A 25,954-nucleotide genomic window follows, 5' to 3' on the forward strand; every position below is an offset into this window, starting at 1 on the left:
GGGGCCCGAATGCCCGTCCGCATGTCACTTCGCGATCTCCGGCCCGATTTGGCCGGCGCCGGCAGACACAGGGGGAGCGACGCATGAGCCGCGATCCGCTCTCGCCCCCGCTTGCCACCGACGACCAGGACAAGTTCGCCAAAGCCTTTCATACCGCGCCTGACGCCATGGTCATCACCGACCGGGACAGCGGAAAATTCCTCGAGCTCAATGCCAGTTTCGTCGACCGCTTCGGCTGGAGCCGCGAAGAAGCCCTGGGCCGCACCTCGGTGCAGCTCGGCCTCTGGCACAGTCTCGAAGAACGCCAGCGGATGCTCGACAAGATCACCGTCGAGCGGCAGATCGACGGTTTCGACGTCACCCTCATCACCCGCACCGGGGAAGTCCGCAGCGCCCGCGTCTATGGCTGCCAGATCGAGCAGGATGGCCGCCCCTGCCTGGTGCTGACGGTGCGCGACATCACCCGCATGCGCGCCCAGGAACGCGCCCTGCGCGACAGTCAGGAGCGCCTGGACCTGGCCCTGGATTCCGCGCAACTGGGCATCTGGGACTGGCACATTCCCAGTGGACTGCTGTACGGCTCGGCCCGCGCCGCTGTTCTGCACGAATTGCCTGATCGCGATTTCCACGGGCCTTTCGGCGAATTCTTCGCCTGTGTCGACAAGACCGACCGCCAGCGCATGCGCCAGGCCTACGCCCGGCTCGCTCGCGGACCGGAGAACGACTACCAGTTCACCTACCGTGCCCAACTCGACTCGGGCGAGGTGCGCTACCTGGAAAGCCGCGCACGTCTGTACCGCGATAGCCACGGCAAACCGCTACGCATGGCCGGCACCCTGCTCGACATCACCGAGCGCGTGCTACGCGAACGCAGCCTGCAGGCCTCGGAGGAGAAGTTCGCCAGCCTGTTCCAGGGCAGCCCGGATCCGATCTGCGTCTCCCGGGTGCGCGACGGCGAGTTCGTGGAAGTGAATCCGAGCTTCTGCAGTACCTTCGGCTGGCTCGCTGAAGACATCATCGGCCGCTCGTCTCACCAGGTCACCTTCTGGGCCGATCACCACCAGCGCTCGCGGCTGTTCGAACAACTGATGCGCGACCACTCACTGCAGAACGTCGAAGTGCAGTTCCTCACCCGCGAGGGCCAGACCATTACCTGCATGGTCGCCAGCCGGCTGATCTGGGTCGACCGCCAGCTGTGCATCCTGTCCAGCTTTCGCGACGTCACACGCCGGCTGCAGGCCGAGGCCGCGCTCAAGGCCAGCCAGGAGAAGTTCGCCAAGGCGTTCCACTCCAGCCCCGACGCCATCACCATCACCGAGCGCGAGACCGGCCGCTACATCGAGGTCAACGAAGGGTTCCACCGCCTCACGGGCTTCCGCCCCGAGGAAGTACTGGGGCAGACCTCACTGGAGATGAACATCTGGGCCGACCCGGACGAGCGCCTGAACATGATCGCTGCGCTGAACCGCGACGGTTACGTCCACCACCTGGAGATGCGCGGTCGCCACCGCGACGGTACGACCAAGACCGTGGACGTGTCGGTCGAACCGATTGAGCTGGGCGGCATGGACTGCCTGCTGCTCACCGCCCGCGACACCAGCGAGCTGCGCGAGGCCGAGGCACGCATCCAGCACCTGGCCTACCACGATGCACTGACCGACCTGCCCAACCGCGCGCTGCTGATGGATCGTCTGAAGCAGCAGATCGCCCTGCTGCAACGCCACAGCCTGCGCGGCGCCCTGCTGTTCCTCGACCTCGACCACTTCAAGCACATCAACGACTCCCTCGGCCACTCCGTCGGCGACTCCATCCTGCAGATGGTCACCGCGCGCCTGGAGGCCAGCGTGCGCCAGGAAGACACCGTCGCACGCCTGGGCGGCGACGAATTCGTCGTGCTGATCACCGGCATCGAGGGCAGCCGCCTGGAAACCGCCCAGCAGGTGCGCCAACTGGCGGAGAAGCTGCGCGACCTGCTGGCCGAGCCGATGCTGCTGGACGGCCACCGCCTGCAGATCACCCCGAGTATCGGCATCGCGCTGATCCCCGACGACGGCGCGACCCCGGACGACCTGCTCAAGCGCGCCGACATCGCCATGTACCGCGCGAAGGACGCCGGGCGCAACACCGTGCAGCTGTTCCACGAATCCATGCAGCAGGCCGCCAGCGAGCGCCTGCGCCTGGAAAACGGCCTGCGCATGGCCCTCGCCCGCCGCGAATTCAACCTGCACTACCAGCCGCAGGTGGATGCCCGCGATTCACGCATCGTCGGCGCCGAGGCGCTGCTGCGCTGGCGCCATCCGACCCGCGGCCCGCAATCGCCAGCCAGCTTCATCCGCGTGCTGGAAGACAGCGGGTTGATCGTCGAAGTCGGCCAGTGGGTCATCGAGGAGGCCTGTCGCACCGGCGCGCGGCTGCTCGCCGAAGGCCGCATCGACATCGAGAACTTCAGCCTGAGCGTGAACATCAGCCCCCGCCAGTTCCGCCAGAGCGACTTCGTGGAGCGCCTGCTGGCCCTGCTGCACAAGACCAAGCTGCCGCCCAGCCTGCTGAAGCTGGAGATCACCGAAGGCATCGTGATCCAGCAACTGGACGACACCATCGCGCGCATGGAGCGCCTGCGCGAAGCCGGTGTGCAGTTTGCGATGGACGATTTCGGCACCGGCTATTCGTCGCTGACCTACCTCAAGCGCCTGCCGGTGGACAGCCTGAAGATCGACCAGAGCTTCGTGCGCGACGCTCCCAGCAACAGCAACGACGCGGAAATCGTCCGCGCCATCATCGCGATGGGACACAGCCTCGGCCTGGATCTGGTGGCCGAAGGGGTGGAAACCCCGGAGCAACTGGCGTTGCTGACGGAACAGGGCTGTCACCTGTACCAGGGTTACCTGTTCGGCCGCCCGGTGCCGCTGGACGATTTTATCGCCCTGCTGCCTCGCCGCGACACCCAGCAGGCGACCTGAGGCCCGCTACTCGGCGGGTCGCAACTCCGACATCACCACCATCACCTGCGCCTCGTCGGCCTCGCCGTCGTTGAGGTAGAGATGGCCGACGCTGCTGTCGAAATAGGCTGTCTCGCGCAAGCCGATACTCACCGACTCGCCCGTCTCGAACTGGATGCGCACGCGACCGGACACCACCATGGCGAACTCCTGGCCGGGGTGGCGAACGTAATCGTCGAACTCGCCGACCTCGCGGGCAAAGATGCGCGCGTACAGCGGCGTCATGCTGCGCTGCGGAAAGTCGCCGGCGATAGGGTAGTACTCGTAGCCGCCGGTGTCGTAGCCGGCGGCGTCATCGATGTCGGTCTTCACGAATGTCTTCAGCCCCATCAACCCGCCGACGGACGGCGACGGGCGGAACAGCTGGGCGATATCCACCTGCAGCGCGCGGGCGGCGGCAGCCAGTTTGTCGTAGCTCACCGCGACCTGCGCCAACTCCATCTTCGACAGGGTGGAAACCGCCACGCCAGACAGGTCGGAGAGCTGTTTCAGGGTCAGCTTCTGCTGCTTGCGGACTGCCCGCAGGCGCGCACCGACTTCGTCTCGATCCAGTTGCTGGGGCTTGGGTAGTGCGTGGGCGGTTTCGCTCATGGGACATCTCGTGAGGGGGCCGACGAAAGTTTACCGGGCCTTGCCTTTGTCGCAAAAATTCTCATATCTTAGATTTCTCACATACGAGAAAATCTGCACAAGGCCCTTGCAGTGAGCCATTTCGATTTCGTCATCATCGGCGCCGGTATTGCCGGCGCCTCCCTCGCCTACCGTCTGAGCGAGACCCACAAGGTGCTGGTGCTGGAGCGCGAAGAGCAACCCGGCTACCACTCCACCGGGCGCTCCGCCGCCATGTTCATGGAGGCCTACGGCACGCCGCAGATCCAGGCGCTGACCCGCGCCAGCCGGGCTTTCTACGAGCGCCCGCCGGCAGGCTTCAGCGAGCACCCGATCCTCACCCCGCGCGGCTGCCTGTACGTCGGCGGCCCGGAGCACGTCGAGCTGCTGAGACAGGCCGAGTCCACGCCGGGCGTGGAGCGCATCAGCACCGAGCAGGCACTGGAATTCCTCCCCGTCCTGCGCGCAGACGCCATCATCGGCGCGCTCTACGAGCCGGACGCCCGCGACCTCGACGTCCACGCCCTGCACCAGGGCTACCTGCGCGCAGTGCGCCAGCGCGGTGGCGAGCTGCGCTGCAACCGCGAGCTGCTGTCAGCTGAGTTCGCGGATAACGCGTGGACGCTCGAACTCAGCCAGGGCGAAACCGTCCACGCCGCGCAGTTGGTCAACGCCGCCGGCGCCTGGGCCGATCACGTGGCCAAGCGCTGCGGCATCCGCCCGATCGGCCTGCAGCCCTGCCGCCGTACCGCCTTCACCTTCCCGGCGCCGGATGGCGTGGACATCAGCCACTGGCCGACGGTGATCGGCATCGACGAAAGCTTCTACTTCAAGCCGGACGCCGGCCAATTGCTCGGCTCGCCCGCCAATGCCGACCCGGTGGAAGCGCAGGACGTGCAGCCCGAGGAGCTCGACATCGCCCTGGGCGTGTACCACATCGAAGAGCACACCACCCTGGCGATCCGCCGGCCGAACCACAGCTGGGCCGGCCTGCGCTCCTTCGTCGCCGACGGCGACCTGGTGATTGGCCAGGATGCGCAGAACCCGGCGTTCTTCTGGCTGGCCGCCCAGGGTGGCTACGGCATCCAGTCCGCCGATGGCGTGTCGCGCCTGGCCCAATCGCTGCTGCTCGGCGAACCCTTGCCCGACTCCTTGCGCCAGGAAGGCGTCGACCCCCAGCGCCTGAACCCGGCGCGCCTGCGTTGAATTCCCCCGGAGACCTTAGAATGAGCGATATCCAGCGTTACCCCAGCACCCTGCCCTTCCCGTTCTCCCGCGCGGTGAAAGCCGGCGGCTTCCTGTTCCTGTCCGGGCAGATCCCGATGACCGCGGACGGCCAGGTGGTCAAGGGCGACATCCAGACCCAGACCGAAGCGGTCATGACCCGCATCGCCGAAAGCCTGGAAGCCTGCGGCGCGAACTACTCGCAGGTAGTGAAAGCCACTGTGTGGCTGTCCGACATGGCGCACTTCGCCGGTTTCAACGAGGTGTACAAGCGCTACTTCGAGCAAGGGCTGCCGGTGCGCTCCTGCGTGGCATCGGCACTGGCGCTGGGCGTGGACGTCGAGGTGGAAGTCCAGGCCTACGTCGGCCAGGCGTAACCCTTTTCGGCTCCGCCGCGAGCGGGGCCGCTCTCATAACAACAACAGAGTCTCGATCATGAAAACCAGTCTCAAGCTCGGCGGGGCATACATCGGCCTGGTGGTGGGCGTCGGCTTCGCCTCGGGCCAGGAGATCCTCCAGTTCTTCGGTGGTTTCGGCATCATGGGCCTGGCCGGCGCCCTGGTGGCACTGGCACTGTTCGCCTTCCTGCTGATGAACCTCTACCAGATCGGCAGCCGCCTGCAGACCCAGTCGCACAAGGAAGCCATGGAGTACATCTGTGGCAAGCCGCTGGGCCGCATCGTCGACCTGATGCTGACCTTCTTCCTGTTCGGCACCATGGTGGTGATGTTCGCCGGCGCCAACTCGTCCTTCGAACAGCAACTGGGCATCGGCCACTCCATCGGCGGCATCGTCCTCGCTGTACTGACCGTCATCACCGTGTGCCTTGGCCTGAAGCGTGTGATCACCCTGATGAGTCTGATCACGCCGGTACTGATGGTCATCGTGGCAATCATCGCCGTCTACGCGCTGACGCACATTCAAAAGCCGCTGGTCGAGCTGGAACAGATCGCGCAGGCCGTGCCGCATCCGGCGCCCAACTGGCTGCTTGGCGCGCTGCTGTATGTCTCCTACAACGTCGCCGCCACCGCGGCTGCCGTGGTGGTGATGGGCGGCAGCGTGGCTAATCTGCGTACTGCCGCACTGGGCGGCGTGTTCGGCGGCATCGGTGTCGGCGTGCTGATCCTGGCCATGGCCCTGGTGATGCTGGTGCAGATCGATGTGATCGGCGGCAGCGCCATTCCTACCTTGCTGCTGAGCAACAACATCGCGCCGTGGTTCGGCGATGTGATGCTGGCTCTGCTGCTGGTGAAGCTGTACTGCACCACCAGCGGCTTCGCCTACACCCTGGCCGCGCGCTGCGCCGCCTATGGCGTGCCCTTCCGTGTGGCGACCGTGGTCGCGGTGGTACTCGCCTTCATCGCCAGCCAGGTTGGCTTCGTCAAGCTGGTGGGCCTGGTCTATCCCGCGATGGGATACCTGGGCTTCGTGCTGATGGCGGCCATCGTCATCGCCTGGTGGCGCAACCGCTCGGCGCCGCTACCGGATCGCCAGAACGCCTGATCGAGGCACAGACGAAAACGCCCGTCTCTTGCGAGACGGGCGTTTTGTTTTGCGGCTACGACCCGGCTAACGCCGGGGTGCTACTCAGCCTTCGATGGCCGGTTGTTGGCCGTTGATGGCGATGCGCTTGGGCTTGGCTTCTTCCGGAACGATGCGTACCAGGTCGACGCTGAGCAGGCCGTTCTTCAGCGATGCGCCCTGAACCTCGATATGGTCGGCGAGGCGGAACGACAGCTTGAAGGCGCGCTGGGCAATGCCCTGGTGCAGGTAGGTGACGCTCTCGGAAGCCTTTTCGCGCTTACCGCCGTTGACGGTCAGCACACCGCGCTCCACGTGCAGCTCCAGGTCTTCCTCCTGCAGGCCGGCGGCGGCGATGACGATGCGGTACTGGTCGTCACCATGCTTCTCGACGTTGTAGGGCGGGTAGGAACTGCCGCCTTCACTGCGCAGAGCGGATTCGAACAGATCGTTGAAACGATCGAAACCGACGGACTGGCGGAACAGCGGGGCGAGGGAAAGGACGTTGCTCATGGCGAATCTCCTGAATATTTCAGCAAGGTATGATCTGGAGCCTGAGGTCAGAACTCCGGCGCGGGACCCGTCTTCGGCTTCCCGCAGGGACATAGATAGGGACGGCAGAATCCGTTTCAAGCCCGTTTTCGAAAAAAGGATCTCATCGTGAAAAAGGTCATGCTGATCACCGGCGCCAGCCGCGGCATCGGCGCCGCCACCGCGCTCTTGGCAGCCGAGCGCGGCTTCGCCGTGGCGCTCAACTACCGCCGCGAGCGCGAAGCAGCCGAGGCGCTCGTCGCCCAGATCGAGAAATCCGGCGGCGAGGCACGCGCGTTTGCCGCCGACGTGGCGAATGAAGAGCACGTGCTGCGGCTGTTCCGCGAAGTGGGCGAGACCCTCGGCCGCCTCGACGTGCTGGTGAACAACGCCGGCATCCTCGAGCGCCAGATGCGCTTGGAAGACATGGACGTGGCGCGCCTGCAACGAGTGTTCGCGGTGAACGTCACCGGCACCTTCCTCTGCTGCCGCGAAGCGGTGAAGCGCATGGCACGCAAGCACGGCGGCAGCGGCGGAAGCATCGTCAACGTCTCGTCCATGGCATCACGCCTGGGTTCGCCCAACGAATACATCGACTACGCCGCCGCCAAGGGCGCGGTGGACAGCCTGACCATCGGCCTGGCCAAGGAAGTGGCGAGCGAAGGCATCCGCGTGAATGCCGTGCGGCCGGGACTGATCAGGACCGACATCCACGCCAGCGGCGGCGAGCCAGGGCGCGTGGAGCGCCTGCAGTCGGCAATTCCCCTGGGCCGGGGCGGCGAGGCGGAAGAAGTGGCGCGGGCGATCCTGTTCCTGGCCTCGGACGAGTCGAGCTACAGCACCGGCAGTTTCGTCGACGTCAGCGGTGGGCGCTGATCACGATCTTATCGGAGCGAGCTGGCTCGCTCCTACGAAGAGCAGATCAGGCGGCGACTTCGATCTGGACCTGCAGCATCCGATCGAGCACTTCGCAGTCATGCTCGCGGCGCACCTGGGCGAACAGCTCCACGGCCTCGGGATAACTGCGCGTGAGCATCCCCAGCCACTGTTTCAGGCGCCCGGGCGCGTAACGCGGCGCCAGCTTGCGGCGCGCCTGGCGCCAGAAGTCGTCGAGCAGCACGCGCACGTCGGACCAGGGCATCGGCACTACGTCGCGACCGTCGCGCCAGGCGGCGATCTGCCGGGCGAGGTCCGGGCGGGAAACCAGCCCGCGCCCCAGCATGATGTCCGTCACGCCACTGATGGAGCGGCAACGGTGGTAGTCCTCGAGGGTCCAGACTTCGCCGTTGGCGAATACCGGCACCTTCACCGCATCGGCCACTTTCGCCACCCACTCCCAATGCGCTGGCGGCTTGTAACCGTCGGCCTTGGTCCGCGCGTGCACCACCACATGGGCGGAACCGGCGTCGGCCAGGGCGCGGGCGCAGTCGATGGCACCGTCCGGGCTGTCGTAGCCCAGGCGCATCTTCGAGGTCACGGGAATGTGCGCAGGCACCGCACGGCGCACGGCCTCGATGATGCTGAACATCAGCTCGGGCTCTTTCAGCAGCACCGCGCCGCCGCGGGAGCGGTTCACTGTCTTGGCCGGGCAGCCGAAGTTCAGGTCGATCACCGGGGCGCCCAGCTCGCAGGCCTGCACCGCGTTCTCCGCCAGCAGCTGCGGGTCGGAACCGAGCAGCTGTACGCGCATCGGCACGCCCGCGCGAGTGCGGCTGCCGTGTGCCAGTTCCGGGGCGAGCGCCAGGAAGGACGACGGAGGCAGCAGTCGGTCGTTGACGCGGATGAATTCGGTGACGCACCAGTCGATGCCGCCGACGCGGGTCAGCACATCGCGGAGGATGTCATCTACCAGCCCCTCCATCGGGGCCAGGGCGATCTGCACGGGGGAGTCTCAGGCTATGGCGAAGGCCGCGGATTGTAGGGAATGCGCCGCGCCGGGAAAAGCGCGGCACGACGGATCACGCGCCGGCTGCCACGGTTTCCGGGGAGAGCAGCGCGCGGCCGTAACCTTCGATGAACTCCACCGGCATGCGTTTGGGCTTGCCACTGGACAGTTCGATGCAGACGAAGGTGGTCTGCGCACGCAGCAGGGTGAGGGCATCCGCCGGGCGCACCAGCTGGAAGTGGCGGGTCATCTTCAGACGCTGGTCGGACTGGACGATCCAGGTCGCCAGTTGCAACTGCTCGCCTTCGTAGGCAGCAGCCAGGTAGTCCACCTCATGGCGCACCACGGCCATTGCGCGATCAAGCCGGCGGTACTCGGCCAGGTCCAGCCCCAGGCTCTGGGAATGGCGCCAGGCGCAACGTTCCAGCCAACTGACGTAGACGGCATTGTTGGCGTGGCCGAGGCCGTCGATGTCCTCGGACTTGACCTCGATATCGATGACGAACGGGTCGGGCAACTGCCAACTCATGAAGCGTGCTCCAAGCTTGAGGCCAACGCGATCGCCTCGGCGGCCAGTTGGGTGATCTGGTCCCAGGCGCGGGCGCGGACCAGGCTGGGCGGCGCGATCCAGGTGCCGCCGACGCAGGCGACATTGGGCAGGCGCAGCACGTTGAGCAGGTTTTCCTGGGTGATGCCGCCGGTCGGGCAGAAGCGGATGCCGGCGAAAGGCGCCTTCAGGCTCTTGAGCATCTTGATCGCGGCATTGCCGTCGGCCGGGAACAGCTTCAGCGAGCGATAGCCGTACTCCAATGCCACCAGCACCTCGGAAGGCGTCATCACGCCCGGCAGGAACGGCATCTTCGCGTCTTCCGCCGCCGCCACCAGGCGCGGCGTGCAGCCGGGGCTGACGGCGAATTGCGCGCCGGCGTCGCGGGCTTCCTGGAACTGCTCCGTGTGGATCAGCGTGCCGGCGCCGACGATCATGTCCGGCAGTTCGCGGCGGATCTCGGCCACCGCGTCCAGCGCCTGCGGGGTACGCAGGGTCACTTCCAGCACCCGCACGCCACCGTCGTACAGGGCACGGGCCAGATCACCAGCCAGCGCCACGTCATCGATCACCAATACCGGCATGACCGGGCGCGCCTTCTGCAGCACCCAATCCAGCGACAGATTCATGCAATTCCCCCCGTCGGCCACCCGCGTGCGCAAGACCTCGCGCCCAGGCCGGGGCAGCCGGAAATGCCCGAAAGTCTACGCCAGCGCGCGGGGCCTGACGACCCGCAACGGGCCATCATGCAACGAAAACGGCGGCCCTTTAGCCGCCGTTATCAGGCTGGTGAATGGTTCAGGAAGCCAGCGCCAGGGGCAGCGGCATCTCCACCTCTTCCAGCAGTTCCAGAATCGCCTCGGTCACCACAGCATCGGCCAGTACGCGATGATGCCCACCGCTTTTCAGGCGCAGCAGACGGCTGCGCGGCCAGGCCTCATGGATGGCTGTGGCCTCGCCCACGCGCACGTACTTGTCGTCCTCGGCGTGTACCACCAGGCCGGGGAAATCCAGCTCATAACGCGCGACGTCCAGTTGCCTGGCGGCGATGCCGGTGCGCGCCTCCATCAGGCGGATGAAGCGGGAGCGCGCCAGCGGCGGCAACCCGACCATTCCAGAGAAGCCGCGCAGGACGCCCAGCACGTTGCCTGGCGCGCCGATGGTCACCAGCGTTTCGGTACGCAGCCCCATCTGGGTAGCCAGCAGTGCGCTGGCGCCGCCCATGGAGTGGCCGATCACGGCGCGCAGCGGAGGCAGCTCGCTGCAGGCTTCCAGCAGTGCGCGGGCGAACAGCACGATATCGGCCTCATGGCCGGGCGAGCGGCCATGCCCCGGCCCGTCGAGGGCGATCACGCCGTAACCGGCGCCCACCAGCTTCTCGATCAGCGTGGCGAATTGGGTAGGCCGTCCTTCCCAGCCATGCATCAGCAGCACGGCCGGACCTTCGCCCCAGCGCAGCGCGGACAGGCCGAAGCGCAGAGTGACGCGCTCGGAACTGGCCAGCAGCGGCAGCTCCCAGTCACGCGGGGCATATTCATTGGGCGTCACGAACAGCTGACGCATGCGCTGCGCCGCCCATGTCGGCGCGACGCGGCCCATAGTGGCGTTGATTCCTCGAACCCAGCTCAAACTGTTCATCTGCAGTATCTCCTCAGATCACCGCTTTCTTCGCGGCACGCAGGACGCGATCGGACAGGTCGCCATCGCCCAGGGCACGGGCCAGCGCTAGCCCACCAATCATCAGGGCCATGTCACTGAGCACGGTGTCGATTTCCTCGGGGCGGCCGGCCAGTGCCGCGACCATCAGCTCCACGTGCTCTTCCAGGGTCTGGCGGAAGGCTTCCGGCAGATCGGCAATCTCGTTCAGTGAACTGGGGATCGGGCAGCCCTCCTCCTCGGTATCACGGTGCTTGCGCGACAGGTAGTACTGCGCCGTCAGCGCGCGGCGCTCGGCAAAGCTCAGTTGCGGATCGAAGCGCTTGAGCCCTTCGCGGCGCTTGGCGAGCAACTCGCGGAACGCCTCCAGCATCAGCGCGTCCTTGCTCTCGAAGTGCGAGTAGAAGCCACCCACCGTCAGCCCTGCCGCCGACATCACCTCGCCCACGCTGGGGCCGACCGGCCCGCGCTGCAGCAATGCGCTGGTGGCGGCGGACAGGATGCGTTCGCGGGTCTGGGCTTTCTTGTCGCTCATGGCTGGCTGCTCGCTCGGGAAAATATTATGGAAGAAATATTATTCTCATAATAAAAATCGGCAAGCGGAAAACGCGACCACTGGTCGGAGGAAAATTTTCAACAGGGAGAAAAACAAAAGGGCCACTGAAAGTCTCAGTGGCCCTATAGGCATCGCAGAGCGATAAAAATGGCGTCCCCTAGGGGACTCGAACCCCTGTTACCGCCGTGAAAGGGCGGTGTCCTAGGCCACTAGACGAAGGGGACATATCCTTCGAAGAAACCCACCAGGCGGTGGATTCTGGCTTCATCCCGTACGGGAATTTGGTGGAGCTAGACGGGATCGAACCGTCGACCTCTTGCATGCCATGCAAGCGCTCTCCCAGCTGAGCTATAGCCCCAGATGACTCTGGCTGACGATGCGAGCGCATCGTCGCTGGATAAGTGGCGTCCCCTAGGGGACTCGAACCCCTGTTACCGCCGTGAAAGGGCGGTGTCCTAGGCCACTAGACGAAGGGGACGCAAACCTTCGATTTCGGCCTTGCCCGGACCAGGCAAGACCTACTGGTAATTTGGTGGAGCTAGACGGGATCGAACCGTCGACCTCTTGCATGCCATGCAAGCGCTCTCCCAGCTGAGCTATAGCCCCAAAGTACCGCTGGATCTACCGTTCCGCTTCGCCCTGTCAGTTCAGTTCGTCGCTGGAACGGGGCGCATCTTAGGGGCGAGGCGAACCCCTGTCAACAACATTTTTTCAGATTTCTTATTTTTTTCTCCCACAGAACAATCACTTATGTGACCACCCCAGGTTCCGCCCGGCGAAGTCCGCGCCTCACCTGCCCTCCTCCGGTTCGTCTTCAACCGCTGGCGCCGTCATGAAAAAGGCCGGGGGCTTCGCAGCACCCGGCCTTTTTCAGTGTAGGAAAGAACTCAGGAGCCGATGGCGTCGCGAATCTTTTCCCACTCCTTGGCTTCTTTCTTCGACGCACCGCCCAGCAGCTCCAGGGCCTGGCGCAGACGATAGCGCGACAGATCGGCACCAAGGATCTCCATGGCATCGAGCACCGACACGGAGCTGGCCTGGCCGGTGATTGCCGGGAACATCAGCGGCATCACGTCACGCAGCTTGAGGCCCAGGTGTTCGGCCACGGCCTGGATGGTCGCGGTGATGCGGTCCTTCTCCCACTGGCGCAGCGCTTCGAGCTTCCACAGCACCAGCTGCAGCACCTGGCGAACCTGGGTGGCGTCGAGCTTCTTGTGCTCGAACAGCTTGGCGTCCAGCTGTACGCCACCACTGAAGAAGAAGCCGGCCAGCGGAGCGATCTGGCTGAAGTTCTCCACGCGACCTTGCACGTGCGGGGCGATCTTCATCAGGTACTCGGGGTTGAGCGCCCACTTCTGCACTTCCTTCGCGAAGTCCTCGACGGACAGCTCGCGGATCCACTGGCCGTTCAGCCAGGAGAGCTTCTCGATGTCGAAGATCGGACCGCCCAGCGACACGCGGGACAGGTCGAAGTGCTCGATCATCTCGGCCAGGCTGAACTTCTCGCGCTCATCAGGCATGGACCAGCCCATGCGGCCGAGGTAGTTCAGCAACGCCTGGGGCAGCAGACCCATGCGCTCGTAGAAGGTGATCGAGGTGGGGTTCTTGCGCTTGGACAGCTTGCTCTTGTCCGGGTTGCGCAGCAGCGGCATGTAGCAGAGCACCGGCTGCTCCCAGCCGAAGTACTCGTACAGCTTGATCAGCTTGGGTGCAGAGGGCAGCCACTCTTCGCCGCGCAGGACGTGGGTGATGCCCATCAGGTGGTCGTCGACCACGTTGGCCAGGAAGTAGGTGGGCAGGCCGTCAGCCTTCATCAGCACCTGCATGTCCATGCGGTCCCACGGGATTTCAACGTCGCCACGGAGCATGTCCGGCACCACGCAGACGCCCTCGGTCGGCACCTTCATGCGCACCACGTGGGATTCGCCGGCAGCGATGCGCTTGGCCGACTCCTCTTTCGGGATGTGCATGCAGTGGCCGTCGTAGCGCGGGGTCTCCTTGCGCGCCTGCTGTTCGGCCCGCAGTGCATCGAGGCGCTCGGACGAGCAGAAGCAGGGGAAGGCGTGGCCCTTCTCGACCAGTTCGTCGCTGTACTGCTTATAGATGGCACCACGCTCACTCTGGCGATACGGACCGTGCGGGCCGCCAACGTCCGGGCCCTCATCCCACTCGATGCCCAGCCAGCGCAGCGCGTCGAAGATCTGCTGTTCCGATTCGCGGGTCGAGCGCACCTGGTCGGTGTCCTCGATGCGCAGAATGAACTGACCGCCGTGCTGGCGGGCGAAGCAGAGGTTGAACAGCGCGATATACGCGGTGCCGACGTGCGGGTCGCCGGTGGGAGACGGCGCGATACGGGTGCGGACTGTGGTCATGAAGGCTCTCGTGTGCAGCAATTCTTCGTGTGAAGCGGACAGCGCGCGACGGCGCGCGCGCTCATGGGTGCGATGGTATCAGGCGGGCCGCCTTCGGCTCCAGCCAGCGACCGGGATCGATGGGCAGGTTATTGATCAGGAAATCGAGGAAGGCCTTCACTTTCATCGCCTGGAAGCGCCGCGACGGGTACACGGCGTACAGCTCGCCCACCGGCAGCTGGACCTGCGGCAGCAGGCGTACCAGGCGGCCGCTGGCCAATTGCTCGTCGACGATCAGCTCCGGCAGCGAAGCAATCCCCACCCCCGCCAGCACGGCCTCGCGGGCAAACGTGATGTTGTTGCAGGACAGCGCGCGGTGGCACGGCACGGTCTCTCCGCGCAACGGCCAGTAACGCTGCGAATCGGCCTGCAGCAGCACGGCGCGGTGGCCGGCCAGCTCCTCGACGGTTTCGGGGCGGCCGTGCAGCGTCAGGTAATCCGGACTGGCGCACAGGCAGCGGTTGGTGGTCAGCATGCGCCGGGCGATCAGCGTCGAATCCTCCGGCTGGCCGACCATGATGACGATGTCCACGCCCTCTTCCAGCGGATCGACGGTGCGCGACGTCAGCTCGACCTCGGCGGTGATCTGTGGATACAGGTTCATGAAGTCGCCCACCACCTTGGCCAGGTACATCTGGCCGAACTCGATGGGCGCGCTGATCCGCAACAATCCCGACGGCGCCTGCTGCAGCTGCATCACCGCCTGCTCGGCCTCGGCGAAGTCATGCATGATCTGCCGGCAGCGGTCGTAGTAGGCCTGCCCCACTTCGGTCAGGCGCAACTTTCGAGTCGTGCGGTTGATCAGTCGCACCCCCAGGCGCTCTTCCAGCAGCGCGATACGCCGGCTCACCGTGGATTTCTGCATTCCAAGGCTCTGCGCTGCCTGGGTGAAACTGTGCAGCTCCACCACGCGCGTAAAGATCAGCGCATCATCCAGCCCCATGATTGTTCCCTATAAGCAACAAAGTTTCCGAAGTGTAGCGGCTACGTGCCGCAACGGAACACTGTTACATTGGCAAACATTTTTGGCCAACCAAACGCTCGTTTACCTATGCCCGCACAATTGAAACGCCGCCTGTCCGTGTTCTTCGTCATCCTCGCCGTGGTCGCCCTCGCCTTCCTGGCGCGCTGGTACTTCATCGGCCGCTTCGTCGAGAGCACCGACAACGCCTACGTGCAGGGTGAGATCACCCGCATCGCCAGCCAGCTCGGCGCGCGTGTCGACGAGGTACTGGTGCAGGACAACCAGCACGTGGAAAAAGGCCAGTTGCTGGTGAAGCTCGAAGCGGCCGACTTCCAGCTCGCGCTCGACCGCGCCAAGGCCACCCTGGCCACCCGCGAAGCGGAACTGGAACAGGCGCGCAGCAAGCTCAAGGGCCAGACCAGCATGATCGCCGCCAGCGCTGCCGACGTGAACGCCAGCCAGGCCACCCTTGGCCGCACCGAAGTCGACCTCGGCCGCGCTCAGGCCCTGCGCAAGCCGGGTTACGTGTCGGAAGAGCGCGTGACCACCCTGGCCGCCGACTCCAACGTCGCCCGCTCCCAGGTGGCCAAGGCCCAGGCCGACCTGCAGGCCCAGCGTGTGCAACGCGAAACCCTGGGTACCGATGTCCAGCGCCTGCAGGCGCAAATCGAAAGCGCACGTGCCGACATCGCCCAGGCCGAGATCAACCTCGCCCGCACCGAAATCCGCGCACCGGTCAGCGGCCTGGTCGGCCAGCGCGGCGCCCGCGTCGGCCAGTACGTGCAGGTCGGCAGCCAGCTGCTGTCGCTGGTGCCGGACGACGGCATCTGGGTCCAGGCCAACTTCAAGGAAACCCAGATCGGCAAGATGCGCCCCGGCCAGACCGCCAAGCTGGTGTTCGACTCGTTCCCCGACCAGCCCATCGACGGCCAGGTGCAGAGTCTGTTCGCCGCCTCCGGCGCACAGTTCAGCCTGCTGCCGCCGGACAACGCCACCGGCAACTTCACCAAGGTCGTGCAGCGCATTCCGGTCAAGATCACCTTCGCCGACGACAATCCGCTCAAGGGGCTGATCCGCCCGGGCATGTCCGTTGAGGCAGAGGTCGAGCTGGGTGGCCGGTGATCAACTGATCCGGCCGGTCGGCGAGCCGACCCGCCGCGACTGGATCGCCGTGTTCAGCGCCATGCTCGGCGCGTTCATGGCGGTGCTCGACATCCAGATCACCAATTCGTCGCTCAAGGACATCCAGGGGGCGCTGGCCGCCACCCTGGAAGAAGGCTCGTGGATCTCCACCTCGTACCTGGTGGCCGAGATCATCATGATCCCGCTCACCGCCTGGCTGGTGCAGTTGCTCTCGGCACGCCGACTGGCCTGGATGATCTCGGTCGGCTTTCTGTTCTCGTCGCTGCTCTGCTCGTTCGCCTGGAACCTGGAGAGCATGATCGTGTTCCGCGCCATGCAGGGCTTCACCGGCGGCGCGCTGATCCCCCTGGCCTTCACCCTGGCACTGATCAAACTACCGGAACACCACCGGCCCAAAGGCATGGCGCTGTTCGCCATCACCGCCACCTTCGCGCCCTCCATCGGCCCGACGCTGGGCGGTTGGCTGACGGAAAACTTCGGCTGGGAGTACATCTTCTACATCAATATCCCGCCGGGTCTGCTGATGATCGCCGGCCTGCTCTATGGCCTGGAGAAGAAGCCGGCGCACTGGGAGCTGCTGAAAAGCACCGATTACGCGGGCATCGTCACCATGGCCATCGGCCTGGGCTGCCTGCAGGTGTTCCTCGAGGAAGGCCACCGCAAGGACTGGCTGGAGTCGAACCTGATCGTCAGCCTCGGTAGCATCGCCCTGGTCAGCCTGATCCTCTTCGTGATCCTGCAGACCTCGCGGCCAAACCCGCTGATCAACCTGGGCATTCTGCGCAACCGTAACTTCGGCCTCTCGAGCATTTCCAGCATCGGCCTGGGGATGGGGCTGTATGGCTCGATCTACGTGCTGCCGCTGTATCTCGCGCAGATCCAGGGCTACAACGCCATGCAGATCGGCGAGGTGATCATGTGGATGGGCGTGCCGCAACTGTTCCTCATCCCGCTGATCCCCAAGCTGATGAAGATCATCGAACCGCGCCTGCTCTGCGCCGTCGGCTTCGGCCTGTTCGGCATGGCGAGCTTCTTCTCCGGCGTGCTCAATCCGGACTTCGCCGGCCCGCAGTTCAACCAGATCCAGCTGCTGCGCGCCCTGGGCCAACCAATGGTGATGGTCACCATCTCGCTGATCGCCACCGTTTACCTGCAGCCACAGGACGCGGGCTCGGCCTCCAGCCTGTTCAACATCCTGCGCAACCTCGGCGGCGCGATCGGCATTGCCCTGCTGGCCACCCTGCTGGATAGCCGCGCCAAGGTCTATTACGACTACCTGCGCGAAGCGGTGGTGCCGGTGAACGGCGCGGTGGACGAACGCCTGGCGCAATTGACCTCACAGCTGGGCACGCAGCAGGCAGCCCTGGGCAAGATCAGCGAGATCGTCCATCAGCAGGCGGCGATCATGGCTTACAACGACGCCTTCCATGCCATCGGCATCGTGCTGGCGATCAGCATGGTGGCAGTGTTGCTGACCCGCCCCCTGCCGGCGGGCATGGGAGCTGGCGCCGGAGCCGGGGCGCACTGACCGCCACCGGCCGCACCACCCCTTGCAGGAGCGGGCTTGCTCGCGAACACCGCTTCACGCCGGAGTCTGGCGGTGTCATGCGGTTCGCGAGCAAGCTCACTCCTACGAAAAGCCATCGATGCCCGACCTTCCTCCAACGATCAGCCCATCGACACCATGCGGTCGCGCAACTTGCCAATCTCGTCGCGCACGCCGGCCGCGGCCTCGAACTCCAGGTCGCGGGCCAGTTGGTACATGCGCTCTTCCAACTGCTTGATCCGCTTACCGACTTCTTCCGGCGTGCGCAGTTCGTTCTCGTAGCGGCCGCTCTCCTCCGCCACTTTCGCCAGGCTGCGGCGCTTGCCCTTGGCACCCGGCACCACGGCACCCTCGAGGATGTCCTTGATGTCCTTCTTCACGCCCTTGGGCACGATGCCGTGCTTGGCGTTGAACTCCAGCTGCTTGGTGCGGCGGCGCTCGGTCTCGTTGATCGCCCGCTGCATCGACCCGGTCATGCTGTCGGCGTAGAGGATCGCCTTGCCGTGCAGGTTCCGCGCGGCGCGGCCGATAGTCTGGATCAGCGAGCGCTCGGAGCGCAGGAAGCCTTCCTTGTCCGCGTCAAGAATCGCCACCAGCGCCACTTCGGGCATGTCCAGGCCCTCGCGCAGCAGGTTGATGCCCACCAGGACGTCGAACTTGCCCAGGCGCAGGTCGCGGATGATTTCCACTCGTTCCACGGTGTCGATGTCCGAGTGCAGGTAGCGCACGCGCACGTCGTGGTCGCCCAGGTAGTCGGTGAGGTCCTCGGCCATGCGCTTGGTCAGGGTGGTGACCAGCACACGCTGGTCCAGCGCCACGCGCTTGCCGATTTCCGAGAGCAGGTCGTCCACCTGGGTGGTTGCCGGACGGATTTCCACTTCCGGGTCGACCAGCCCTGTGGGGCGCACCACCTGCTCGACCACGCGCCCGGCGTGCTGGTCCTCATAAGGGCCAGGCGTCGCGGAGACGAAGATGGTCTGCGGGCTGATCGCCTCCCACTCCTCGAAGCGCAGCGGGCGGTTGTCCAACGCCGAGGGCAGGCGGAAGCCGTACTCCACCAGGGTTTCCTTGCGCGAGCGGTCGCCCTTGTACATGGCGCCAACCTGGGGAACGCTGACGTGGGACTCGTCGATCACCAGCAGGGCGTTGTCCGGCAGGTAATCGTAGAGGGTCGGCGGCGGCTCACCCGGGCCGCGCCCGGAGAGGTAGCGTGAGTAGTTCTCGATGCCGTTGCAGTAGCCCAGCTCGAGGATCATCTCCAGGTCGAAACGGGTGCGCTGTTCCAGGCGCTGGGCTTCCACCAGCTTGTTGTTGGTGCGCAGGTAGTCCAGGCGGACCTTCAGCTCTTCCTTGATCTGCTCCACCGCCTCGAGCAGCGTCTCCCGTGGGGTGACGTAGTGGCTCTTGGGGTAGAAGGTGAAGCGCGGCAGCTTGGTCAGCACCTCACCGGTCAGCGGGTCGAAGGCGGCGATGTTCTCCACTTCGTCGTCGAACAGCTCGACGCGGATGGCTTCCAGGTCCGATTCCGCCGGGAAGATGTCGATCACATCGCCGCGCACGCGGAAGGTCGCCCGGGCGAAGTCCATGTCGTTGCGGGTGTACTGCAGGCTGGTGAGACGGCGCAGCAGCTCGCGCTGGTCCATCTTGTCGCCGCGATCCAGGTGCAGAACCATCTTCAGGTAGGACGCCGGGTCACCCAGGCCGTAGATCGACGACACGGTGCAGACGATGATGGCGTCCTTGCGCTCCAGCAGCGCCTTGGTCGCCGACAGCCGCATCTGCTCGATGTGGTCGTTGATCGAGGAGTCCTTCTCGATATAGGTATCCGAGGAGGGTACGTAGGCCTCGGGCTGGTAGTAGTCGTAGTAGGAGACGAAGTACTCCACCGCGTTGTTCGGGAAGAAGGTCTTGAACTCGCCGTAGAGCTGAGCGGCCAGCGTCTTGTTCGGCGCTAGCACCATGGTCGGGCGCTGCACTTGGGAAATGACGTTGGCGATGCTGAAGGTCTTGCCGGAGCCGGTCACCCCCAACAGCGTCTGGTGCGACAATCCCGCTTCCAGCCCCTCAACCATCTGTCGGATGGCTTCGGGCTGATCGCCGGCGGGCTCGAATCGCGAATCCAGCTGAAAAATCGACATGGGAACCTCGCATTGGCGTGTGACGCTTCGGTCGCCAAAGCGTCATACCAGTCGAAAAGCACGCGCGACAACTCGCCGCCTGCTGTAGAGGCCTATATAATACCGGCCCGTCGACGCAACCCCCAGCGCCGTGTGCGGGTGGGTTGCAATTGCACTTCACTCCCGCCTTAGAGCTGCTGCCAACATGAGTCTGTTCTCCGCTGTCGAAATGGCCCCCCGCGACCCGATCCTGGGCCTGAACGAAGCTTTCAACGCTGATACCCGTCCGGGCAAGATCAACCTGGGCGTGGGCGTTTACTACAACGAGGAAGGCCGTCTCCCGTTGCTGCGCGCCGTGCAGGCCGCGGAGAAAGCCCGTATCGAGGCCCACGCTCCGCGCGGCTACCTGCCGATCGAAGGCATCGCCGCCTACGATTCGGGCGTGCAGAAGCTGCTGTTCGGCGCTGATTCCGAGCTGCTGGCCGAAGGCCGTGTGGTCACCACCCAGGCCGTCGGCGGTACCGGCGCCCTGAAGACCGGTGCCGACTTCCTCAAGCGCCTGCTGCCCAACGCCACCGTCGCCATCAGCGACCCGAGCTGGGAGAACCACCGCGCCCTGTTTGAATCGGCCGGCTTCCCCGTGCAGAACTACCGCTACTACGACGCCTCCACCAATGGCGTGAACCGTACCGGCCTGCTGGAAGACCTCAACGCCCTGCCTTCTCAGTCGATCGTGGTTCTGCATGCTTGTTGCCATAACCCGACGGGCGTCGACCTGACCATGGACGACTGGAAGCAGGTGTTGGACGTGCTCAAGGCCAAGGGCCACGTACCGTTCCTCGACATCGCCTACCAGGGCTTCGGTGACGGGATCGACGAAGACGCCTCCGCCGTCCGCCTGTTCGCCAAGTCGGGCCTGAACTTCTTCGTGTCCAGCTCCTTCTCCAAGTCGTTCTCGCTGTACGGCGAACGCGTTGGCGCCCTGTCGGTCGTGACCAACAGCCGCGAGGAAGCTAGCCGCGTACTGTCCCAGGTCAAGCGCGTGATCCGCACCAACTACTCCAACCCGCCGACCCATGGCGCCAGTGTCGTCGCTGCCGTGCTGAACAGCCCGGAACTGCGTGCGGTCTGGGAGGAGGAGCTGAGCGAAATGCGCACCCGCATCCGCGCGATGCGCGTCGCCATGGTCGAGCAACTGGCCGCCTTGGGTGCCCAGCGCGACTTCAGCTTCGTTGCCGAGCAGCGCGGCATGTTCTCCTACTCCGGCCTGACCGCCGAGCAGGTTGAGCGCCTGAAGAGCGAGTTCGGCATCTATGCCGTCGGCACCGGTCGCATCTGTGTCGCCGCGCTGAACAACGGCAACCTGGACACCGTCACCCGCGCCATCGTACAGGTGCTGTAAAAAAATCAGGGGAAGTCATCGGCATTGTGTTGACTTCCCCTTTTTAATCAGTAAGATACGCACCGTTGTTCCGCGATAGCTCAGTCGGTAGAGCAAATGACTGTTAATCATTGGGTCCCTGGTTCGAGTCCAGGTCGCGGAGCCAAAATTCAAAGCCCTCGGCATATGCCGGGGGCTTTTTTATTGGGCCGCAGAAATTGTCTCGCGCCCCCTGAAAAAGCCGGTCAAAACCGGCTTCCTCAGGTCGCCCGCTCATGCGTCAGAGCGAGATCCTGTCGCGGTTCTTGTCCAGAGTTCCCTTGCCGATCCCCTTGACCTCCAGCAGCTGATCGACAGTGACGAACGGCCCATTGCTCACCCTGTAGTCGACAATGGCCTGAGCCTTCGCCTCACCAATTCCCTTCAGGGACTTCTGCAGTTCTTCGGCGGACGCCGTGTTGATGTTCACCGTCTCCAACTGGGAGGCCGACGGCTTGGCAGCAGAAGGCGTTACTCCAGTCGCTGGCGCCGGCTCGGCTTTCGGGGCAGCCTGAGCGATGCCTCCCAGGGAGAGACAGGCAAGCAGGATCAGGCTGACGACGGAAAGCAGGTTCTTCTTCATGGATCGGTCCTTGGAATTGTCAGTTTCTAGGCAGGCGCGAACGCGCCGCTCACTGAACATATCGCCAGGACGGGGCTTGAAAAGGCTGGTTCAAGGAGTCGGCGACAGTTTCCGGTGCCGCCGACATATCTCAGAGAAATCGCCGACGATACTCGCAGATGCAATTACCAGCTCGTCTGCTAGGGGCAGCCCTGGCTCAGGGTTCCATTCGCCGCTGCTGATGAATCAGATCAACGATATCGCCTTCGGGACAATAGCCGCTGACCGTTTCTCGCAGCAGCTGCCGTACCCGCGCATAGTTGCCCTGATCCACCGCCTTGAGCAGGTCGGCGAGCACCAGCTTGAAGCCCTCCCAGTGCATCAGCTCCTCGTTGGCCTTCATGATCATTGGGTGCTCGGTTGCACTGACATCATCGCCGATCAACAACTCTTCGTAGAGCTTCTCACCAGGGCGCAGACCGCTGAACTCGATGGAGATATCCCCGTGCGGGGTGCGCTCGGAACGCACACTGAGGCCGGACAAGTGGATCATCCGCTCCGCCAGCTCGAGGATCTTCACCGGCTGCCCCATGTCCAGTACGAACACGTCACCACCCCGCCCCATGGAGCCTGCCTGGATCACCAACTGGGCCGCCTCGGGAATGGTCATGAAGTAACGGGTGATGCCCGGATGGGTCACGGTGACTGGCCCTCCACGCTTGATCTGCTCGCGGAACAGCGGGATAACGGAACCGGACGAGCCCAGCACATTGCCGAAGCGGACCATGGTGAAACGGGTCTTGTTGACCTGATGCACGCCGGACTTGTCACCGAACAGCACCGGCGCCGACTCCTGGCTCAACGCCTGCAGGATCATCTCCGCCAGGCGCTTGGTGCTGCCCATGACATTGGTCGGGCGCACCGCCTTGTCGGTGGAGATCAGCACGAAGTGCTCCACACCCGCCTGTACCGCTACCTGGGCGGTATGCAGGGTGCCCATTACGTTGTTCAGCACGCCTTCGGAGATATTGTGCTCGACGATGGGCACATGCTTGTAGGCCGCGGCGTGATAGACCGTGGCGACCTTCCAGGTGCGCATGACGTCCAGCAGTCGCTCGGCGCTGCGCACGGAACCGAGGATCGGCACCAGTTGCACAGCCAGCGACTCGCGCTTCACCCGGCTCTCCAACTCCTGATGGACGCGGTAGAGGTTGTATTCGCTGTGCTCGAACAGCACCAGCACGGTCGGCCCCGAGCCAAGAATCTGTCGACAGAGCTCCGAGCCGATGGAGCCACCAGCGCCGGTGACCATCACCACTTCGCCGCGGATGCAGTGTTCAAACAGCTCCTTGCGCGGCTCGACCGGGTCGCGCCCGAGCAGGTCGGCAATATCCACTTCCTGGATGTCATCCACTCGCACACGACCGTTCGCCAACTCGATGAACCCGGGAACGCTTCGCACATGGACCGGATAGGGCTCGAGCAAGCCGAGGATTTCACGGCGACGGGCGCGGGTCGCTGACGGGATGGCCAGCAGCACTTCCTGAACGCCGGTCTCGTCGATCATCTGCTGGATATGCTTGGGCTTGTAGACCCGCAGGCCAGCGATAATGCGGTTGGCAATCTCGTCATCGTCATCGATGAAGGCCACCGGACGCATCGCACGTCCCAGGCGCAATGCCGCTACCAGTTGATTGCCTGCAGAGCCCGCACCATAGACGGCTACCTTGGGAAGGCCGTCCTGCTGTTTGAGGAAGGGGACCGCTTGCACCGTGCTGTACCAGTCCCCCATGAAGTACTGACGCATGGCCAGGCGCAGGCCGCCGATCATCAGCAGGCTCAACCACCAGTAATTCAGCACCAGGGAACGCGGCACCATCTCGGTAACCGAGCGATTCCAGTAGACCACAAGCGACAACAGCAACGCGGAGATCGTCACCGCCTTCCAGATCGCGATCAGCGCATCATTGCCCAGGTAGCGCATCACCGCCCGATACATGCCGAAGCGAATGAACAACGGAATCGCCACCGCCGGCGCCGCCATGAACAGCCAGCCATGGACATGGAACGGATACATCAGATCGTCGGTCCCCAGCCGCACGATGAACGCCATCCACAGGGCGAACCACACCAGGCAAATATCGGTGGCAACCTGCAGTAACCGTTTATGTCGTCTCGGAAGCCTCAGCAGGCGTTCTCGGAGCATCAGCGCTTGTCCTCAATCCCAAACGGAGGAACGTGTCCACCCGCTACATTGACCACCAAAACCGGCGGAGTTCAGCTCACATCCTGTTCATCCGGACGACCTGCACCCAGATGAGCTACGACAAGCACCAAAGGAGCATAGGCCACAATCAGCGCCAGCAGCCCCGAAACATGTCCCAGCGCAACCAGCAACGCCAGCGGCATGAGCCACAACAGATTGATCGCCAATACCGATAGCGACACCCGCAGATGGCTCCCATAGCGGCGCGATGCACGCTGATAGGCGTGACTGCGATGCGCCTCGTAGACGCGCTCGCCACGCATCAGACGATGGATCAGCGTGAACGTGGCATCTACCACGAACACGCCAAGAAGAATCAGCCAGCTCCAGATCAGCGGCGGCGACACCGATGCTGCCTGCAGTGCCAGCCCCCCAAGAATCAGGCCAAGGAAACCACTTCCCGCGTCGCCCATGAAGATCCGCGCCGGGGGGAAATTCCACGCCAGAAATCCCGCTGCCGCCATGCCCAGAATCAACGGCAGCCAGGCCAGCTGCGGCGACCCGGCAAGCCAGCCGCATAGTGCCCCGCCCAGGCAAACACTCATGGCTTCCAGCCCGGCGATACCGTCAATGCCGTCCATGAAGTTGTACAAGTTGAGCAGCCAGACCAGAAACACCACCCCCAGGAAACTCGCCCCAATCCCCAGGTCCAGCACGCCCCAGGGCGTTTCCAGCGCCGGCAACCCACCCAGCCAGCAGAGCAGCCAGATCGCCGCGATGAAATGCCCCAGCAACCGCCAGCGCGCCGGAATATGACGGTGATCGTCCAGGAAGCCAATGACCGCCACCAGTGCGCCCGACGGCAAAAGGGCCAACAGGCTCTTGCCGTCGACCGCACCGAGCAGGCCGGCCAGCGGCAGGCAGCCAAGAAAGCCCAGCACAATGGCAACTCCACCACCGCGTGGCGTGGGTATCTGATGGGAGCTGCGAGCATTGGGAATATCCATGATGCTGCGCGCCAGGGCATACCGTCGCACGCAAGCCGTCATTGCCCAGGAGGCGATAAAAACAGCCGCCAGCAGGACACCCATGCTCATCGTGCCGGCTCCCGCCGCTGCACCTGCGCCGCTTTCTCCAGCGCCTGCTCGACACGCACCGGCGGCTCCCAATCCAGCCGGCTGCGCGTAGCGGAAATATCCACCTGTAGCGAACCCAACAGGCGCTGAACCTGCTGGCTCCGCCCGGTCATCTGTCCCAGCAGACGCAATACCCCCGCCGGGACCGGCAGCAGGCGCGGACGAACCCCCAGCGCCTTGCTCAGGCCACGACACAGCTGCGCCGTGGAGAGATCCTCTCCGTCGCTGACCAGGAATACCTGCCCAGCCGCCGCAGGATGCCGAGCGCAAAGCAGCAACAGATCGACCAGGTTATCCCGCGCCACCAGGCTGCGGCGATTATCGATCGCACCGAACGGCAGCGGCAGGCGGCGCCGCAAGGCGCCCATCAGGCGGGCAAAGTTGGCTTTCACACCCGGGCCGTAGACCAGTGGCGGGCGGACCACGACGACCTCCAGCCCGGTCTCTTCGGCGACCGCGAACAGCGCCTGCTCGGCTTCAAGCTTGGATTGACCGTAAGGGTCCTGTGGCCGAGGAGTGGCGTCGGCGGTAAAAGGGCGCCCCGGTTCGGTTTCCTCGCCATTGACCTTGATCGAGCTGACGAAGACGAAGCGCTTTACCCCAGCCGCCGCAGCCTCCTGCGCCAGATGTCGAGTCGCCTCGACATTCACTGCACGGAACTCGGCGAGCGGGTCGGCCGCCTGCTCGTCCATCACGTGGACGCGTGCAGCACAGTGGATTACCGCATCGACGCCGCTGAGGGCCTGTGCCCAGGATTGAGCCACACTCAGCCCGTCGATGTACGCCACCTCGACGCCATCCGGGAACTGCGCTGCGGTGCCGCGCAGGGCAACGCGAATCTGCACATCCTCTTCCTGGTACATGCGCACCAGCACGCCTCGACCGACAAATCCCGTCGCGCCTGTCAGTAGAACCTTCAAT

The 25,954-nt window shown here is 64.6% G+C and carries 22 protein-coding genes and 5 tRNA genes; 9 read left to right on the forward strand and 18 right to left on the reverse strand.

The window, feature by feature from the left end; genetic code table 11:
* Positions 1-83: 83 nt before the first annotated feature.
* Positions 84-2,960 (forward strand): sensor domain-containing protein, encoded by a 2,877-nt coding sequence (locus AC1ZV1_RS20970; protein ID WP_484293442.1) that lies wholly within the window; start codon positions 84-86, stop codon positions 2,958-2,960.
* A gap of 6 nt (positions 2,961-2,966) precedes the next feature.
* Here the strand turns inward: AC1ZV1_RS20970 and AC1ZV1_RS20975 are convergent, their stop codons facing one another.
* Positions 2,967-3,590, reverse strand: coding sequence for a helix-turn-helix domain-containing protein (locus AC1ZV1_RS20975; RefSeq protein ID WP_484293443.1), 624 nt, complete (start codon positions 3,588-3,590; stop codon positions 2,967-2,969).
* A gap of 111 nt (positions 3,591-3,701) precedes the next feature.
* Here AC1ZV1_RS20975 and AC1ZV1_RS20980 point away from each other — a divergent pair, with 111 nt between their 5' ends.
* The 3 genes from AC1ZV1_RS20980 to AC1ZV1_RS20990 are packed head-to-tail and all read left to right on the forward strand — an operon-like array spanning position 3,702 to position 6,335.
* The gene (locus tag AC1ZV1_RS20980; RefSeq protein WP_484293444.1) at positions 3,702-4,814 is read left to right on the forward strand and encodes an NAD(P)/FAD-dependent oxidoreductase; all 1,113 of its coding nucleotides are present in this window, start codon (positions 3,702-3,704) and stop codon (positions 4,812-4,814) included.
* 20 nt (positions 4,815-4,834) lie between these two features.
* Positions 4,835-5,209: a RidA family protein gene (locus AC1ZV1_RS20985; RefSeq protein WP_184589263.1), complete on the forward strand. Its 375-nt coding sequence runs from the start codon at positions 4,835-4,837 to the stop codon at positions 5,207-5,209.
* A 58-nt stretch (positions 5,210-5,267) separates the two neighbouring features.
* Positions 5,268-6,335 (forward strand): YkvI family membrane protein, encoded by a 1,068-nt coding sequence (locus tag AC1ZV1_RS20990; RefSeq protein ID WP_484293445.1) that lies wholly within the window; start codon positions 5,268-5,270, stop codon positions 6,333-6,335.
* A gap of 84 nt (positions 6,336-6,419) precedes the next feature.
* Here the strand turns inward: AC1ZV1_RS20990 and AC1ZV1_RS20995 are convergent, their stop codons facing one another.
* On the reverse strand, positions 6,420-6,866 hold the full coding sequence (locus tag AC1ZV1_RS20995; protein WP_484293446.1) for an Hsp20 family protein: 447 nt from the start codon (positions 6,864-6,866) through the stop codon (positions 6,420-6,422).
* A 147-nt stretch (positions 6,867-7,013) separates the two neighbouring features.
* On the opposite strand from AC1ZV1_RS20995, the gene AC1ZV1_RS21000 reads away from it, so the two are divergent.
* Positions 7,014-7,760, forward strand: a complete 747-nt coding sequence (locus AC1ZV1_RS21000; RefSeq protein WP_484293447.1) for an SDR family oxidoreductase — start codon at positions 7,014-7,016, stop codon at positions 7,758-7,760.
* Between the two features lie 46 nt (positions 7,761-7,806).
* Here AC1ZV1_RS21000 and AC1ZV1_RS21005 read toward each other — a convergent pair whose 3' ends face one another.
* From AC1ZV1_RS21005 to AC1ZV1_RS21055, 11 genes are all read right to left on the reverse strand, one after another.
* Positions 7,807-8,766 carry a tRNA dihydrouridine synthase gene (locus AC1ZV1_RS21005; protein ID WP_484293448.1) on the reverse strand — a complete coding sequence of 320 codons (960 nt, stop codon included), beginning with the start codon at positions 8,764-8,766 and terminating at the stop codon, positions 7,807-7,809.
* A 76-nt stretch (positions 8,767-8,842) separates the two neighbouring features.
* Entirely contained in the window at positions 8,843-9,298 is a 456-nt protein-coding gene (locus AC1ZV1_RS21010; protein WP_138215021.1) for an acyl-CoA thioesterase, read from the reverse strand.
* Positions 9,295-9,945: a bifunctional 4-hydroxy-2-oxoglutarate aldolase/2-dehydro-3-deoxy-phosphogluconate aldolase gene (locus AC1ZV1_RS21015; RefSeq protein ID WP_484293449.1), complete on the reverse strand. Its 651-nt coding sequence runs from the start codon at positions 9,943-9,945 to the stop codon at positions 9,295-9,297. Before AC1ZV1_RS21015 ends, AC1ZV1_RS21010 begins: the two co-directional genes overlap by 4 nt.
* 169 nt (positions 9,946-10,114) lie before the next feature.
* Complete coding sequence (locus AC1ZV1_RS21020; RefSeq protein ID WP_484293450.1) at positions 10,115-10,954, reverse strand: alpha/beta fold hydrolase; 840 nt, start codon at positions 10,952-10,954, stop codon at positions 10,115-10,117.
* Between the two features lie 13 nt (positions 10,955-10,967).
* Positions 10,968-11,507: a TetR/AcrR family transcriptional regulator gene (locus AC1ZV1_RS21025; RefSeq protein ID WP_484293451.1), complete on the reverse strand. Its 540-nt coding sequence runs from the start codon at positions 11,505-11,507 to the stop codon at positions 10,968-10,970.
* Between the two features lie 169 nt (positions 11,508-11,676).
* A tRNA-Glu gene (locus AC1ZV1_RS21030) sits at positions 11,677-11,752 on the reverse strand.
* A 58-nt stretch (positions 11,753-11,810) separates the two neighbouring features.
* Positions 11,811-11,886: transfer RNA gene (locus tag AC1ZV1_RS21035), tRNA-Ala, on the reverse strand.
* Between the two features lie 44 nt (positions 11,887-11,930).
* A tRNA-Glu gene (locus tag AC1ZV1_RS21040) sits at positions 11,931-12,006 on the reverse strand.
* Positions 12,007-12,058: 52 nt separating this feature from the next.
* Positions 12,059-12,134 (reverse strand) — tRNA-Ala (locus tag AC1ZV1_RS21045).
* A gap of 281 nt (positions 12,135-12,415) precedes the next feature.
* A complete protein-coding gene (gltX, locus tag AC1ZV1_RS21050) occupies positions 12,416-13,900 on the reverse strand; it encodes a glutamate--tRNA ligase (RefSeq protein WP_045211929.1) in 1,485 nt (494 codons plus the stop codon).
* Positions 13,901-13,961: 61 nt separating this feature from the next.
* Positions 13,962-14,882 carry a LysR family transcriptional regulator gene (locus AC1ZV1_RS21055; RefSeq protein ID WP_484293452.1) on the reverse strand — a complete coding sequence of 307 codons (921 nt, stop codon included), beginning with the start codon at positions 14,880-14,882 and terminating at the stop codon, positions 13,962-13,964.
* A gap of 108 nt (positions 14,883-14,990) precedes the next feature.
* On the opposite strand from AC1ZV1_RS21055, the gene AC1ZV1_RS21060 reads away from it, so the two are divergent.
* Complete coding sequence (locus AC1ZV1_RS21060; RefSeq protein ID WP_484293453.1) at positions 14,991-16,025, forward strand: HlyD family secretion protein; 1,035 nt, start codon at positions 14,991-14,993, stop codon at positions 16,023-16,025.
* Complete coding sequence (locus AC1ZV1_RS21065) at positions 16,015-17,574, forward strand: MDR family MFS transporter (protein WP_484293454.1); 1,560 nt, start codon at positions 16,015-16,017, stop codon at positions 17,572-17,574. The genes AC1ZV1_RS21060 and AC1ZV1_RS21065 overlap by 11 nt, the downstream gene beginning before the upstream one ends.
* Positions 17,575-17,714: 140 nt before the next feature.
* Here AC1ZV1_RS21065 and uvrB read toward each other — a convergent pair whose 3' ends face one another.
* On the reverse strand, positions 17,715-19,730 hold the full coding sequence (gene uvrB, locus AC1ZV1_RS21070; protein ID WP_484293455.1) for an excinuclease ABC subunit UvrB: 2,016 nt from the start codon (positions 19,728-19,730) through the stop codon (positions 17,715-17,717).
* A 184-nt stretch (positions 19,731-19,914) separates the two neighbouring features.
* Here uvrB and AC1ZV1_RS21075 point away from each other — a divergent pair, with 184 nt between their 5' ends.
* Both AC1ZV1_RS21075 and AC1ZV1_RS21080 read left to right on the forward strand, forming a co-directional pair.
* Positions 19,915-21,111 carry an amino acid aminotransferase gene (locus AC1ZV1_RS21075; protein ID WP_484293456.1) on the forward strand — a complete coding sequence of 399 codons (1,197 nt, stop codon included), beginning with the start codon at positions 19,915-19,917 and terminating at the stop codon, positions 21,109-21,111.
* A gap of 69 nt (positions 21,112-21,180) precedes the next feature.
* Positions 21,181-21,256: transfer RNA gene (locus tag AC1ZV1_RS21080), tRNA-Asn, on the forward strand.
* 114 nt (positions 21,257-21,370) lie between these two features.
* Here the strand turns inward: AC1ZV1_RS21080 and AC1ZV1_RS21085 are convergent.
* From AC1ZV1_RS21085 to AC1ZV1_RS21100, 4 genes are all read right to left on the reverse strand, one after another.
* Positions 21,371-21,712, reverse strand: a complete 342-nt coding sequence (locus tag AC1ZV1_RS21085; RefSeq protein ID WP_484293457.1) for a ComEA family DNA-binding protein — start codon at positions 21,710-21,712, stop codon at positions 21,371-21,373.
* 196 nt (positions 21,713-21,908) lie between these two features.
* On the reverse strand, positions 21,909-23,897 hold the full coding sequence (locus AC1ZV1_RS21090; RefSeq protein ID WP_484293458.1) for a polysaccharide biosynthesis protein: 1,989 nt from the start codon (positions 23,895-23,897) through the stop codon (positions 21,909-21,911).
* Positions 23,898-23,968: 71 nt separating this feature from the next.
* Complete coding sequence (locus AC1ZV1_RS21095; RefSeq protein WP_484293459.1) at positions 23,969-24,994, reverse strand: MraY family glycosyltransferase; 1,026 nt, start codon at positions 24,992-24,994, stop codon at positions 23,969-23,971.
* Entirely contained in the window at positions 24,991-25,896 is a 906-nt protein-coding gene (locus AC1ZV1_RS21100; protein WP_484293460.1) for a UDP-glucose 4-epimerase family protein, read from the reverse strand. Before AC1ZV1_RS21100 ends, AC1ZV1_RS21095 begins: the two co-directional genes overlap by 4 nt.
* Between the last annotated feature and the right edge of the window lie 58 nt (positions 25,897-25,954).

This window comes from Pseudomonas sp. BB438 (assembly GCF_057180225.1).